This is a genomic window from Dyella sp., assembly GCF_036384435.1.
Lineage (GTDB): Bacteria > Pseudomonadota > Gammaproteobacteria > Xanthomonadales > Rhodanobacteraceae > GSA-30.
This window is the reverse complement of the sequence record NZ_DASVMI010000081.1, coordinates 1-14,208: the sequence shown is the minus strand read 5'-3', so window position 1 is coordinate 14,208 and position 14,208 is coordinate 1. Positions and strand designations below refer to the sequence as shown.

Sequence of the window (14,208 nt, the reverse complement as noted above, 5' to 3'; positions counted from 1 at the left end):
CGACCGGCAAACCTGCCCGAGGTCGCCAGCTATGGCGTCTATCGCCTCGACAACCAGGACTATGTGCGCATCGACGGCAATTACTACCGCTCCGCACAAAACGCCAACGGCCGCTATATCTACGATGGCAACCCCTCACATTATTTACCCATCAAACGGGGCAACCAGGGCTGGGAGGCTGCGCCACCATCGATCGGGCGCGGCGGCAATCCTGCTGACAACGCGGTGGGCAGCTACAACACGACCAATAATGCCAAGTATCCGATCAGGGACGCCAACGATCGACCGCTTTACATTACGTCCATAAGTGATCAAAGCAATCTTTCACCAAGCAAACAGATATATACGAAAGAAAGCATCATGGATTACATCAACACTTCACACCTGACCGCCAACCACGCCGACTTGCCTGTCGATCCAAAACGCGCGTCCCTCTATGACAAGCTCATTGCTCGAAAAATCACTGCGAACGATGTTCCTGCCGCGGAAGCTGGTCTGGTTGGCCAGTACGGCGTGTTTGCCCACGAGTCCATCAAGAAAGGCGATGTCATCGGTGTCTATTCCGGCAAGATCGTCAGAAACACGGATGCCAAAGGCAATCAATTTCTGTTGCCCATGAATCAGCCCCAGGCATCCGCTGGCGATCCCGCCAGATTACTGAGCATGTCCGGCGACAACATGACCTCCCGGCTAAACACGAATTTCGAATACAAGGACGGCCACTGGCAACAATCCCGCACCGGCTACAACGTTGAACCGGCAAGCTTCAATGTCACGGTCAAGGGATACGACCCGCGAAATCCAAACCCGTCCTATCGCCTGGTTGTTCTCTATGCCACCGAGGACATTCCCTCCGGCAGGGAACTTCGCTGGAACTATGGGTATTCCGCTGAAAAGATTGCCTCCATCATGACCCCATGACGAAGCCTCGCCAGGCGTGCGTGCCCACAACAATCGTCTCGACACGGCCGAGGCGATTGCTGAGATTACGGGATGGGATCCATCCTGGGAGCATTCCATCCCAGCAAATTATAGACGTCGTAACGCCAGGCGCCGACATATTCGTGCAGGGCGGCGTCGGTCAATGCAAGGTTCCAGGCCAATGGCAACACACTCCACGAAGCCTCGACCGAGTCGCCCCGGATCGGTTCGGGTCGGATGCCAAAGTGAGCGAAGTACAAGAGGCTTCGCCGCAGATGCAGCCCCGAGGTCACCAGAAGCGTGCGTTCGGGGCGATAGACAACCAGCAAGGGACGGCTGAACTGGGCATTCTGCCAAGTGCTCAGGCTACGTGACTCGATCAACTGGTCCGATGCGGGAATACCCAGCTGTTCCAGCACCTGGCCATAAACCACGGCCTCGGCCTGACCATGGTGTTGTGGGTCTCCACCACTGATAAGAATCTTGCAATCCCTGCCTTCGCGGTGACATGCGCCATACAGGCGAGCGGCCATGGAGACCCTGCCTTGCGCGAACAAGGCCGGCTCCAGGGAGGATCGATCCAGTCGATCGGTACCCGCCCCCAACAGGATGATCACATTACGTTGTGCCCAAGGGCCTTGAACACGCCATGCATAAGGCGACTGCAAGCGTGCCAGCAGCCATGCCGGCAATGGGCCGCAAGCCGCCAGCAAGAGGACTCCCCACCCCAGGCAAAGCAGCAACATGCCGGCTCGACGCCGATGCCTGCGCCGCAATAGGGCACCCAACAACAGCAAGATCAGACACACGCTCAAGAACATGGCATCTCCCCGGTCGATGCCAGAAGATTAGCCTTCGAATGCGACCGGCGTCGAACCGGCACGGGCATGGATCCAACATACTGCCGGCAAGCCAGGGAAACGATCTCATGACTACGCTTGTCTTCGTTCACGGCTGGAGCGTCACTGATACATCCACCTATGGCACGCTACCGGCTCAATTGCAGCAACAATCCGCCCATCAAGGCTTGAACCTACGGCTGGTCGATATCTGTCTTTCGCAGTACGTCAGTTTCGACGACGCAGTCACCATGGCTGACCTGGTCCGCGCCTTCGATCACGCGCTGGCTGACCTGCAGTTGGGCGATGAGGGTTTTGCCTGCATCACACATTCGACCGGCGGCCCGCTGGTACGCCAATGGCTTCGCGCCAGACGTGGGCAACCAACAACCTACCGCGCCTTGCGCCTCACCCATCTGGTGATGCTTGCGCCAGCCAACTTCGGCTCAGCCCTGGCGCAACTGGGCAAAGGCGCACTTGGCAAGCTCAAGGCCTGGTGGAACGGTATCGAACCGGGCCAACGCATTCTCGACTGGCTTGAACTGGGCAGCGCCGAATCGCTCGCATTGAACCTGGATCACATCCATGGCGATGATCCGGCAGAGCAGGATCATTACCAGTTCGTATTGACCGGTGATCGCCCTGATCGGACCTTTTACGATCACATCAACAGCTATACCGGCGAGACAGGCTCCGATGGCGTGGTACGCATGGCCAGTGCCAATCTCAACGCACGGCATGCAGTGCTCACGCACGCCGGTACCGTCGCGGGTATCGACACCTTGCAGATGAATGTCACGCGCGCGCCGCGCACTGCCTTTCGCCTTATTTCCGGTGCATCGCATAGCGGAGCGGCACACGGCATCATGGCGCATGGCGCCACGGAGACGATCGACTGCATCTTGCGCTGTCTTGCCGTGCGCGATACCGCAGGTTATCGCCTGCTCTGCCAGGCATTCGACCGGGACAACGCCTTGCGCGATCGCGACAGGGTCGAACTGGAAACGGTCGGCCCCTTCGAGCCGCGCGTGCACATCCATGATCCACGCAGCCAGTTGATCATGCGCCTGACCGACGAGACGGGCGAAGTCCTTGCCGACAGCCGAGTCCTGTTGCGCGCGGGCTTGCCGCCCAACCCTGACTGGATGCCGCAGGGTTTCATGCTCGACCGGCAAGCCAATCGTCGTGCGAAACATGTGATTTCGCTGTTCCTCAACCATAGCCTCCTGGCCGGCAGCGAACGCATCGCCGATCCGCGCCAGGGACGACGGACCCTGCGTGCGGCTATGGCATCGCACAGCCCTTATAGCCTCTGTGTGCAACCGGCCATCCTGAACGGTCTGGTACACCACACGATTGCATCCAGCCATCAAGATGACGATCTGCTCGATGTATTGGGGCCACATGAAACGACCGTGCTGGATATCGTGATGCCTCGCAAGGTGCGAGAGGGCGTATTCCGGTTGACCCGTGACCTCTCGCCCCAGGATTTCAGTCACCCAGAGCCTGGCAAGGACATCGTATGATCCATATGGCATGCGGCGCGTCCATCCCTTAACCTTTCGTCCATGGATGTCGCCTTGGATGAGGATGCAACGCTGATGCTGGCCTATGCGCAAGGCGACGTAGCCGCCTTCGAGGCTCTGTATGCGCGTCATCGTGGCACGCTTTACCGCTTCCTGCTGCGCTCGGCTCGCGATCGCCACATCGCCGACGAGTTGTTCCAGGATACCTGGAGCCGGGTGATCGCCGCCCGTCAGCGTTACCAGGCGCAAGCCAAATTCAGCACCTGGTTGTTGCAGATCGCCCACAATCTGCTAGTGGACAGCTTTCGCCGCAGGCGGCCGTTGGCCGAAGGCGAAGAAGCGGACATTGCGCTGGAACGCTACGAGATACCCGAACGCGAACAACCCGAACAGGCTCTGTCGGACTTCGAACACCGCCGCCGCCTGCAACGGGCTATCGAACAATTGCCCGATGAACAACGCACCGCCGTGCTGCTTCGCCTGGAAAACGACCTTAGCCTGGAGGACATCGCGCAAATCACCGGAGCTGGACGCGAAACCGTCAAATCGCGACTGCGCTACGCCATGAACCGACTGCGCGAGCAACTGGCTGAATGACCACACCACGCGCCAACGACGACGAACGCTTGCCTGGCGAGGACCAATTGTCCGCGCTGTATCGCAAGCTGCCGCACATCGAGCCGCCCACCGCGCTCGACACGGCGGTGCATCGCATGGCTCGTCAAATAAGACCCAACACCCGGCAAAGGTTTCCGCGCTGGGCACTGATCGTGGGCACGGCAGCTTCATTGATGCTCGCGGCCGGCATTGCCTGGCGAGTCGGCCAGCAGCCGACGGCCCCGGTGGCAAGCTCGACGATCGCGCCCGTGGCATCCACGCCCATGCCCGGGGCAGCCGAAACAGCCAAGGTGATGCCGCCCTCGCCTGTGCCAGCCGTCGTTGACCCGCTTGCGGCGCCCAAGCCCTCTACGCCGGGAGTCATCGCCCAGCACCAGACATCGGCCACAACACGTCGACAATCCACGCTACCACCGCCGCCCACTGCTCCGATCGAGGAAACATCGAATCTCATGCCGATGCAGGCAGCCAAGGCCCCGGCTCCGCCGCCTCCACCTGCTCCGTCCGCCCCTCCAGCTCCCCCCGCTCCGCCCACCGCGATGGATGCGCCGCCGGCCACGTCCGATGCTGCTCGATCTTCGGCAGTGCCAGCCACTCCACTTTCCCGGCAGATGGACAAGTCACAGCGGATGGTCGAGTCGATGCCTGCCCAGGCCCCGGCTGCGGCAGCGGGAAACGCCGGTGATTGGCAGGCACGAGAATGGGCATCGGTCCGCGACCTGCTCAGGCAGGGGCGGCGCGATGAAGCACGCCAGCGCCTGGCCAATTTCCATCGCGATCATCCTGATGCGGTATTGCCAGACGACCTGCGAAGGCTGTTGCTCGAACCATGAGCGACGCGTTGTACACACTGGCAGGCCCCTTCGAACACATCCAAGACATCAAAAAAAGCCGCTTTCTCGCCAGAGGTGCTCCCGCCAGGCATGTCGACGAGGCCCTCGATTTCGTCAGGCATGTCAGCGATCCGGCGGCTACCCATAACTGCTGGGCCTATCGCATCGGCCAGGACTATCGCTTCAACGATGATGGCGAGCCCGGCGGCACGGCTGGACGACCCATTCTGCAAGCCATCGAGGGCCAGGACATCGACCAGGTCATTGTGGTGGTGACACGCTGGTATGGCGGCATCAAGCTGGGAGCTGGCGGCCTTGTCCGTGCCTATGGCGGAATAGCCGCCGAAGGCATGCGACTGGCCGCGCGCCAGCCCTTGATCACGAGGGAGCAATGGCGCATGCATTGCGCGTTTGCCGATCTCGCCTTGCTCAAGTCACGTCTAAAAGACTGGCAAGCGCAGGTCGACGATGAAGCCTTCGATGCCGCTGGCGTCACGTTGACCTTCAGCCTTCCAGCGAGCCAGGCCGCTGATGTCGCGGCACGCATTGTGGACATCACGCGCGGCCGGGTTCATCCCGGTCGCCTGGAGCTGCCCTGAAAAAGTCACGGCAATGCCCCGGTCAACGCCGCCTCGCTCCCTAAGCTCACCAGTTCGCGTGGCGCGGCCACGCATCGGGGACACATAGGACCGTTATGACCCGCTTGCCCGGCCTGGACGTGTTACGCGCGATCGCCGTGACCTGGGTCATGACGTTTCACGCCTATCTCGTATGGGACATCAGCGATGGCGTACGCCCTTACTGGCAGTTCGGCTGGATGGGCGTAGACCTGTTCTTCGTCCTTAGCGGCTACCTGATTGGTAGCCAGGTGTTTGAACCCCTGGCTCGTGGCGAGCCGATGGCCCTGGGCAGGTTCTATCTTCGCCGCGCTTTTCGGACGTTTCCTGCGTATTTGACGGTACTGGCTCTGTACGCGTGGTGGCCGGCATTTCGCGAAGCACCTGGTATGCAGCCGGTGTGGCAGTTCATGACCTATACGATGAACCTGCTTATCGAGGATCCTGACCGGATAGCCTTCTCGCACGCATGGTCTCTTTGCGTGGAAGAGCACTTCTATGTGCTGTTCCCTGTGCTGGCATGGATACTGGCACGCCGCTCATCGATGAGCACGACAGTGACCGCCTTCCTGCTGGTATGGCTCGGAGGCATGGCGTTACGCACGTTGATATGGCTGCACACCATGCAGCCCCTGCAAGACACAGATATGGCCGGGTTCAACCGCGCCTTCCTGCAGTACATCTACCGTCCCAGCTATTCGCGCCTGGATGGCCTGCTGGCCGGCGTCGCGCTCGCATCGATCGCAGCATGGCGCCCCGCCTGGTGGAGCTGGCTTCGCACACGCAGCCATGCCATCGGTTGGCTTGGCATGGCCTTGCTCGCGATGTCGATGGCGGTCTTCACCGACCGCACCGGCCTGCTGGCCACCAGCATCGGTTATCCCTTGCTATCGCTTGCGCTCGCGCTGCTGGTCTGCGCGGCGACCGGCGACAACTGGCTGGCGCGCTGCCAGGTACCGGGCGCCCGCTGGCTGGCGGCGACCTCCTATAGCCTGTATTTGAGCCATAAAGCCATATTCCATCTGGTACACCAAGCCCTCGCATCGTGGCCCCGCATCCAGGGCATGGCGGCATTGGCCTGCTATGTGCTGGCCACCCTGGCTGGCGGAGCATTGTTGTATTACCTGATCGAACGCCCCTTCCTGCGATTACGCGATGCATGGATGCGACGGTCGATGCAAAACCAGACCGAGCCACCTGCCGGGCAAACAGTCCCGGGTTGAGCTCAGGCCAGGTAAATTGTTGAATGGCAGGTCACGGCCCCCATGTGGAAGGCTGACAGACCAGCGAAGAAAGCGATGAGCCCACCTACAGCGACCGATTCCAAACCCAAGCGGCGCATCGGTGCGCTGCGTCAACTATGGCCATTCCTGCGTCCGCACCGCGGCCTGGCTGCCGGATGGCTCGTATTTCTGGCCATCTCTTCCGGCGCCACGCTGGTATTGCCGCCGGCCGTGCGAAAGATCGTCGACCAGGGTTTTAGTGTCGCCAACGCCGATGCGATCAATCAAACCTTCCTGGGATTGTTCGGCATCGCGATTGTGCTGGCTTTCGCCACGGCGGCTCGCTATTTCTTCATTTCCCTGCTCGGCGAACGTGCGCTGGCCGCATTACGCAGCAAGCTGTATGCCCACGTCATTCGCCTGGACGTAGGCTTTTTCGAGCGCAGCCGCGTCGGTGAACTGATTTCGCGCCTGGGTACCGATACGGAAGTGATCCAGGCTTTGATCGGTTCGGGCATTTCAATTGCCGTGCGCAGCGTGGTCATGCTCATCGGCGCGACCGCCGCAATGATCTGGACCAGCCCACGGCTGGCCGGCCTGACCGCCCTGGTCATCCCGGTCGTGCTATTGCCGATATTGATCTTCGGACGACGCGTACAAAAGCTCTCGCGCGCCAGCCAGGACCGCCTGGCCGATGCCGCCGCCATCGCCAACGAGACACTTAATGCCGCGCCCGCGGTGAAGGCTTATGCGCGCGAAGGCATTGAAAGCGAGCGATACGGCCAAGCCATCGCGTTGGCGCTTTCGACAGCACGTCGCCGCATCAGCGTTCGCGCGTTCCTGACCGCAGCGGTGATCATCCTGTTCTTCGGTGCCATCACGCTAGTGCTTTGGGCTGGTGCCCACGACGTGCTGGCCGGCCGCTTGCAAGCTGGCGTGCTGAGCCAGTTCGTGCTCTACGCCCTATTCTCGTCCGGCTCGCTGATGAGCTTGTCGGAAGTATGGGGTGACGTGCTGCGGGCAGCCGGCGCCACCGAACGTATCAGCGAGTTATTCGCCGAGCAGCCGCAGATCGTCACGCAAGAGCCGGCCATGAGCCTGCCTCATCCTACACGTGGCGCGCTTCGCTTCGAGGATGTCGTCTTTCACTATCCCAGCCGCCCTGACGCGCCAGCCTTACATGGCTTTACGCTCGACGTACGTCCCGGCGAGACGGTGGCGCTCGTAGGGCCATCGGGTGCTGGCAAGAGCACCGTGCTGGCGATGCTCCTGCGCTTTTACGATCCCCAGCAGGGCCGGATCACGCTTGATGGCGTGGACCTCAAAACACTGGCCCTGGACGAGCTGCGCGGTGCCATCGCCTTGGTGCCCCAGGAAACGGTGGTATTCAGTGGCTCGGCTGCCGACAACATCCGCTTCGGCCGGCAGAGCGCCAGTGACCTGGAGGTACGTGAGGCGGCGGTATCAGCCGAAGCACACGATTTCGTCAGCGCACTGGCCGATGGTTATCGTTCCGAACTGGGTGAGCGCGGCGTGCGGTTGTCCGGCGGACAACGGCAACGCATCGCCATCGCGCGAGCCATCCTGCGCGACGCACCATTGCTGCTGCTGGACGAGGCCACATCCGCACTCGACGCGCAATCGGAAGCTGCCATCCAGAAAGCGCTAGAAAGGCTTGAACATGGTCGCACCACCGTGGTGATCGCCCATCGCCTGGCGACCGTCAAGCGCGCCGATCGGATCGTGGTGATGGATGGCGGTCGTATCGTCGCTCAAGGCACCCATGAAAGCCTGCTGGCTGAGGACGGCCTCTACGCGGAACTGGCACGTTTGCAGTTCGTGGCGTAACAGGCTTACGCACCCTGCTTTTGCAGGAGCGATTTCAATCGCAATGCAATCGGCCATTCAAAAGCGGTCTGCGATTCAGTCGCAGGCGCCACACGGTGGTCATAGGATGACCAACGTGTATTAAGTGATTGATGTCAAAGCGCCCAATCGCGCTTGTCCACAGGCTTGTGCAGATGACATCCACAGGCGCTGTGGAAAACTAGGCCACGGCCAGCGCGGCAACCAGCGCCCTGACCTCTTGCTCGTCCGTTCGCCACTCCCCCCCCTGCATGTCTTGCAATGCTTGCGCACGCCACGACATGCCCGACGCGATGCTTCGCTTGGCCGAAGCATGAAATTCGGTGGCTCCCGTGACTTGAGCCAATGCGCGGATATTGGCAGAGGTGACGCCAGCGCCAGGCATGATGCTCAAGCGGCCACTGGCTCGGCCAACCAGGTCTGCGATCAACGCAGAACCCTCCAGCGCCGACGGCTGGCCACCAGAGGTCAAGATGCGCTCACAACCCAGGCCGATGACATCTTCCAGGGCACGCACGGGTTCCCGCGCCAGATCAAATGCTCGATGGAAGGTAATCCCCATCGGCCCTGCCGCATCGACAAGCGGACGGCATCGCGCAACATCCACCTGCCCTTGTGCATCGAGCACGCCGATGACGACACCATCGATACCCTGCGATACACACCAGGCAATGTCACGCCGCATGGCCTCGCATTCATCGTCGTTGTAGAGAAAATCACCGGCCCGTGGGCGGATCAGCACATAGACCGGGACGCTAATTCGCTCCCGCACCATGGCGATGATGGCTGGCGATGGCGTGATGCCACCCAGTTCCAACCCACCGCATAGTTCCACACGCGATGCACCGCCCTGCTGTGCCGCCACCGCCGATGCAACCGAATTAGCGGCAATTTCAAGTGTCATGTGTAGTTCGTCGTATAAACGCTTTGCGCGGGAACCAGACCATCCTGTTTCTGCGCATCGCAGACGGCATAGGAAAAACCATGCTGGATGGCATACGCACCGACTTCGCCGTCCTTATTGAGTGCCAGGAAGCCGACCTGCATGGTCTTGGTGGCTTCCGGACGCTTCTTGATGATACGCATCACCGCTTCCTTGCAGGCCTCCTGCGGGGAGCGCCCTTGGCGCATCAATTCAACGACCAGAAAGCTGCCGGCGTTGCGGATCACTTCTTCACCGACACCCGTCGACGTTGCGCCACCGACTTCGCCGTCGACATACAACCCGGCACCAATGATCGGGCTGTCTCCCACGCGACCGCGCATTTTCCAGGCCATGCCGCTGGTAGTGCACGCACCGGCCAACTTGCCGTACTGGTCGATGGCCAGCATGCCTATGGTGTCGTGGTTACCCGCCCCCCCGGGTAGACCGGTCTTGCCATAATCGTGCACCTCGTTATTGATCGAGGGCTCGTAATGCGCGGTCTTGAGCCATTCTTTCCAGGCCCGCTCGGATTGGGGCGTCAGCAGCTTCTCTTTCTTGAAACCCTGCTCCAACGCGAACTGCAACGCACCCTCACCGACCAGCAGCACATGGGGCGTACGCTCCATGACACGTCGAGCCACACAGATGGGATGGGCAATATATTCGAGCGCTGCGACCGCACCACAATTACCGTCGGCATCCATGATGCTGGCATCGAGCGTGACATGGCCCTCGCGATCCGGATAACCGGCCCGACCCACGCTATGGTTCTTGAGATCCGATTCGGGCACCTGTACGCCTGTCTCCACCGCATCCAGAGCCTTGCCTCCCTTGGACAACACGGCCCATGCAGCAAGATTGGCAGGCACGCCAAAATCCCAGGTGGACACCACGCGCGCCATCCCTGCCCCCTTGGCTGAAGGCACCGCCAGAGATCGCGATGACCATGCGCCTCCCAGCGCCAATGCCGATGCACCCAGCATGGATGTCTTCAGAAAATCGCGCCGGTCGCCCATGTTCTATCTCCTATATCGTTGCAACAAAAAAAACCCCGCGCATCGGTGCGCGGGGTTTTCTTTTGACACTTATCGGCAAGAACGCCGGATCGAATTCGCTTAGGCAGCGAGTTCGACGCCCGACGCCTGGGCACCCTTCGGGCCCTGGGTGACTTCGAACTTCACGCGCTGACCTTCCTGCAGGCTACGGAAGCCCTTGGCATTGATCGCCGAGAAGTGAACGAACACATCCTCCCCACCATCCTCGGGCGCGATAAAGCCGAAACCCTTGGCATCGTTGAACCATTTGACCGTACCGAAACGCATTGCGTGAACCTCTGAATCATGAATTGGATACACCAAGGCCACGCGCCGAACCACTAACTTCCCCTGGTCCCCCGCCCCTGGCAACGCGAAGTATCATCATGTTTGAGGTAAAAGCGCAATATGCGTTTGCGCATTGCCTTGCCCATCCGGGTATCAGGCTTCGAGCAAGGCGCCCAGGATGACCGGTACCTGCGCGGTGGCGGCGGCCAGATGGGCAAAGATTTCCTCGATGCTGATTTCCTCCTCGTCCCCACACCCGGCGGCAAAATTGGCGACCAAAGCCAGGCAGGCGTAGTCGATTTCCAATTCCCGGGCCAGGGCGGCCTCGGGCATCCCGGTCATGCCGACCAGATCACAGCCGTCACGCTTGAGACGGGCGATTTCCGCTCGGGTTTCCAGGCGCGGCCCCTGGGTAGCGCCATAACAGCCTCCATCGACCACGGCTATTCCCACGTGGCTGGCGGCCGCCAGCAGCGCCTGGCGCAATGACCGGGTGTAAGGCTCGCTGAAATCGATGTGCTTGACCTCGGCACCCTCGACATCGCAAAAACTCGTATACCGTCCATGGGTGTAATCGATGACCTGGTCCGGCACCACGATGACCCGAGGGCCCATATCGTGGCGAATGCCGCCCACCGCATTGATACCGATCACCCTGCGCGCGCCCAGACTGTGCAATGCCCAAAGATTGGCGCGGTAGTTGACCCGGTGAGGTGGCACGCTGTGGCTTTCGCCGTGGCGCGCCATGAAGGCGACGCGCTTGCCGGCAAAATCACCCAGCACTACATCGCCCGAAGCCGCGCCAAACGGCGTATCGATCGCATGGCGCTCGATATTTTCCAGGCCGGGAAACTGATAAAGCCCGCTACCGCCGATCACGGCCAGGTCGATGGTTTGAGTCATGTCGCTATATCCGCAGGTCTTGAGTTGGCGCGAGGGTCTGCAACCCTTGCGATGAAGCATGGGAACCCGGATCAGCCCCGGGCCCGGTGCGATCCATGTTCTGTGCTAATCCTTGAGGGCGTAGATACCCGGCAGATTCCTGCCCTGCTCGTAAAAATCCATCCCATAGCCGAACACATAGCGATCGGGAAGCTCGACACCGTTGAAATCGGCGGCAACGCCTTCGACAAGGCGATCATGCTGCTTGGTGCACAGGCTGACGATCCAGACACGCCTGGCGCCACGGCGCAGGCAGTCATCACGCACTGCCTTGAGGGTATGACCTTCGTCGAGGATGTCATCGACCAGCAGCACGGTGCGATCGGCCAGGTCGATCTGCGGCTCACGCAACCAGTGCAGGTCGCTGCCTGATGTTGCACCGCGATAACGAGTGGCGTGCACGTAATCGAAGTCGAGATCGGTACGAATGCATAGCGCCAGCTGCCCAGCGAAGATGAGCGCGCCATGCATGACAGTGAGGAAAACCGGACGCTCGCCCTCCAGGGCATGGTCGATCCTGCGCCCCATGTCGGCGATAACGGTATCGAGTTCTTCGCGCCCAAATAGCAGGTCAGCGTGTGCCAAGGCGGAAGCGAGCGTTGGAGGGGGCATGGTGGTCATGCGGGGTTTTCCTTGTGCAAAGCGGTAATACGCGCGATGAAACGATCGCGCTGTGGGTTGTCGACCAGGCCTTCCCAGGTAGAGCCAATGGCACCGCGCAGTAACGCCAGGCGAGCCGTCCCAGGGGCCGCACGCCCTTTTACCGCGTCAATGGCTTCAGCCACCACCTCGGGGAAGCAGGCCAGCACCAGGTCGCAGCCAGCATCAAGATGGCCTTGCACACGACCGGCGACACTACCTGCCACCCCAGCGGCAGCCATGCTGATGTCGTCGCTGATGACCGCGCCTGAGAAACCAAGCTCGTCACGCAGAATCTGCCCGATCCAGCGTTGCGAATAGCCGGCCGGTTGCTCATCGATGGCCGGATAAACGACATGCGCCATCATCACGGCCTCGACGCGAGCCTCGATGCATTCGGCAAACGGACGCAAGTCATCGCGACGAATCTCGTCGAGCGGACGCGGATCGATGGCTTGCGCCTTATGGGTATCGGCCGCCACGGAGCCATGCCCCGGAAAATGCTTCAGCACGGCGGCCATGCCACCCAGATGCATGCCGCGGATATAAGCCTGTCCAAGCTCGGCGGCTACCGCCGGATCAGCATGGAAGGCCCGCAGGCCAATGGCGGCGTTGCCACGCGCCAAGTCGACCACCGGCGCAAAACTGAAGTCCACGCCGATGGCACGCATTTCGCTGGCCATGATCCAGGCGTGCTCTTCGGCCAGGCGGATGGCGTTCTGTGGGTCATGGTCATAGGCTTGCCCGATACGTGCCAAGGGCGGCAAGCGGGTGAAGCCTTCGCGGAATCGCTGCACCGGACCACCTTCCTGATCGACCGCAATGAGGAAGTTGTCGCCAGCCACGTCGCGGATCGTTTCAATCAGGGCCGTCACCTGCTCCCGCGAGGAAAAGTTGCGACCAAACAGCAATACGCCTGACACGCCGGGCGCAACCAGCCACGCGCGTTCATGGGTTGCCAGTTCGAGGCCGGCAATGCCGATCATCAGCATGCATCCACTCCCTTGCGCTCGGCCTCGGTCCACTGCGAATACGGATACTCGATCAGATGGACGTTGTAATAACGAACCAATGAGCTGACCTCACCACCCAACCAGGCCGGACGCGGGAAAGGCGCATCGGCATGGTCGAGCTCCACTTCCGCCACAACCAGCCCGTGGTTCTTACCCGTGAACTCGTCGATCTCGAACAGGGTGCCATCGACGTCCACGTGATGGCGCACCTTCTCCACTACACCGTCGCAAAGGCGTGCGAGCATCTGCCGGGCATCGTCCAGCGGCAGCGGATATTCGTACTCGGCGCGCTCAATACCCAGTTCGGCAGACTTGATGTTGAGCCAAGCCAGGTTTCCGGCCAAGCGTACGCGCACTGAGGCCAGTGCGTCGCCACGCTCGATGGCTGCGGCCCCGACCAGGTAACCCTGCGCCATGGACTGGCTATGGCTGACCGAACCACGCCAGTCGTCGTTGACCAGGAGAAACTTGCGTTCAATCTCGACGCCCATCAGCCGCGCTCGAACAAAGCGATGGATTCAACGTGAGCCGTGTGCGGAAACATATCCATGACACCGCCCGAGACCAGGCGATAACCATGCTTGTGTACCAGGATACCCGCGTCACGTGCCAGCGAAGCTGGATGGCAGGACACATAGACGATGCGCCGGGTATCACGATGCGGAAGGTATTCGAGCACCTTGTCGGCTCCCGCGCGCGGCGGATCGAGCAACATCTTGGTCCACGGCTGGCGTGCCCAGGGCGCGTTGCGCTGGTCGTCGAAAAGATTGGCCACATGGAAATGGGCATTGGCAATGCCGTTACGGGCGGCGTTGGCCGCCGCTCGCTCGACCAGACCATGTTCGCCCTCCACGCCCGCTACTTCAGCGACCCGACGCGCGATCGGCAAGGTGAAATTACCTAGGCCACAGAACAGGTCGAGGA

Annotated in this window: 16 protein-coding genes; 7 read left to right on the top strand and 9 right to left on the bottom strand. The window is 61.1% G+C overall.

What is annotated here, in order from left to right; translation table 11 throughout:
• Positions 1–921, top strand: a 921-nt coding sequence (locus VF436_RS07845) for an SET domain-containing protein (protein WP_330903450.1), incomplete at its 5' end; no start/stop codon positions are given.
• 65 nt (positions 922–986) lie between these two features.
• Here VF436_RS07845 and VF436_RS07840 read toward each other — a convergent pair.
• On the bottom strand, positions 987–1,742 hold the full coding sequence (locus tag VF436_RS07840) for a YdcF family protein (RefSeq protein WP_330903449.1): 756 nt from the start codon (positions 1,740–1,742) through the stop codon (positions 987–989).
• Between the two features lie 107 nt (positions 1,743–1,849).
• Here VF436_RS07840 and VF436_RS07835 point away from each other — a divergent pair, with 107 nt between their 5' ends.
• The 6 genes from VF436_RS07835 to VF436_RS07810 all read left to right on the top strand — a co-directional run bounded on the left by VF436_RS07835 (position 1,850) and on the right by VF436_RS07810 (position 8,425).
• Positions 1,850–3,286, top strand: coding sequence for a phospholipase (locus tag VF436_RS07835; protein ID WP_330903448.1), 1,437 nt, complete (start codon positions 1,850–1,852; stop codon positions 3,284–3,286).
• 42 nt (positions 3,287–3,328) lie between these two features.
• Positions 3,329–3,883, top strand: a complete 555-nt coding sequence (locus VF436_RS07830) for an RNA polymerase sigma factor (RefSeq protein ID WP_330903447.1) — start codon at positions 3,329–3,331, stop codon at positions 3,881–3,883.
• Positions 3,880–4,737 carry a hypothetical protein gene (locus VF436_RS07825; protein WP_330903446.1) on the top strand — a complete coding sequence of 286 codons (858 nt, stop codon included), beginning with the start codon at positions 3,880–3,882 and terminating at the stop codon, positions 4,735–4,737. The genes VF436_RS07830 and VF436_RS07825 overlap by 4 nt, the downstream gene beginning before the upstream one ends.
• Positions 4,734–5,336 carry a YigZ family protein gene (locus VF436_RS07820; protein ID WP_330903445.1) on the top strand — a complete coding sequence of 201 codons (603 nt, stop codon included), beginning with the start codon at positions 4,734–4,736 and terminating at the stop codon, positions 5,334–5,336. Before VF436_RS07825 ends, VF436_RS07820 begins: the two co-directional genes overlap by 4 nt.
• A gap of 95 nt (positions 5,337–5,431) precedes the next feature.
• Positions 5,432–6,577 carry an acyltransferase gene (locus VF436_RS07815; protein ID WP_330903444.1) on the top strand — a complete coding sequence of 382 codons (1,146 nt, stop codon included), beginning with the start codon at positions 5,432–5,434 and terminating at the stop codon, positions 6,575–6,577.
• 75 nt (positions 6,578–6,652) lie between these two features.
• On the top strand, positions 6,653–8,425 hold the full coding sequence (locus VF436_RS07810) for an ABC transporter transmembrane domain-containing protein (protein ID WP_330903443.1): 1,773 nt from the start codon (positions 6,653–6,655) through the stop codon (positions 8,423–8,425).
• 199 nt (positions 8,426–8,624) lie between these two features.
• Here the strand turns inward: VF436_RS07810 and VF436_RS07805 are convergent, their stop codons facing one another.
• The 8 genes from VF436_RS07805 to VF436_RS07770 form a co-directional block, all read right to left on the bottom strand.
• On the bottom strand, positions 8,625–9,347 hold the full coding sequence (locus tag VF436_RS07805; protein ID WP_330903442.1) for a copper homeostasis protein CutC: 723 nt from the start codon (positions 9,345–9,347) through the stop codon (positions 8,625–8,627).
• Complete coding sequence (locus VF436_RS07800; protein ID WP_330903441.1) at positions 9,344–10,384, bottom strand: N(4)-(beta-N-acetylglucosaminyl)-L-asparaginase; 1,041 nt, start codon at positions 10,382–10,384, stop codon at positions 9,344–9,346. The genes VF436_RS07805 and VF436_RS07800 overlap by 4 nt, the downstream gene beginning before the upstream one ends.
• A 99-nt stretch (positions 10,385–10,483) precedes the next feature.
• On the bottom strand, positions 10,484–10,690 hold the full coding sequence (locus tag VF436_RS07795; protein WP_330903440.1) for a cold-shock protein: 207 nt from the start codon (positions 10,688–10,690) through the stop codon (positions 10,484–10,486).
• A gap of 153 nt (positions 10,691–10,843) precedes the next feature.
• Positions 10,844–11,593, bottom strand: coding sequence for an S-methyl-5'-thioinosine phosphorylase (locus VF436_RS07790; protein ID WP_330903439.1), 750 nt, complete (start codon positions 11,591–11,593; stop codon positions 10,844–10,846).
• A gap of 105 nt (positions 11,594–11,698) precedes the next feature.
• Positions 11,699–12,244: a hypoxanthine-guanine phosphoribosyltransferase gene (locus VF436_RS07785; RefSeq protein ID WP_330903451.1), complete on the bottom strand. Its 546-nt coding sequence runs from the start codon at positions 12,242–12,244 to the stop codon at positions 11,699–11,701.
• Positions 12,245–12,249: 5 nt separating this feature from the next.
• Positions 12,250–13,263 (bottom strand): beta-N-acetylhexosaminidase, encoded by a 1,014-nt coding sequence (nagZ, locus tag VF436_RS07780; protein ID WP_330903438.1) that lies wholly within the window; start codon positions 13,261–13,263, stop codon positions 12,250–12,252.
• Positions 13,257–13,775: a CYTH domain-containing protein gene (locus VF436_RS07775; protein ID WP_330903437.1), complete on the bottom strand. Its 519-nt coding sequence runs from the start codon at positions 13,773–13,775 to the stop codon at positions 13,257–13,259. Before VF436_RS07775 ends, nagZ begins: the two co-directional genes overlap by 7 nt.
• The coding region (locus VF436_RS07770; protein WP_330903436.1) for a methyltransferase domain-containing protein at positions 13,775–14,208 on the bottom strand (434 nt) is incomplete at its 5' end. The genes VF436_RS07770 and VF436_RS07775, both read right to left, overlap by 1 nt.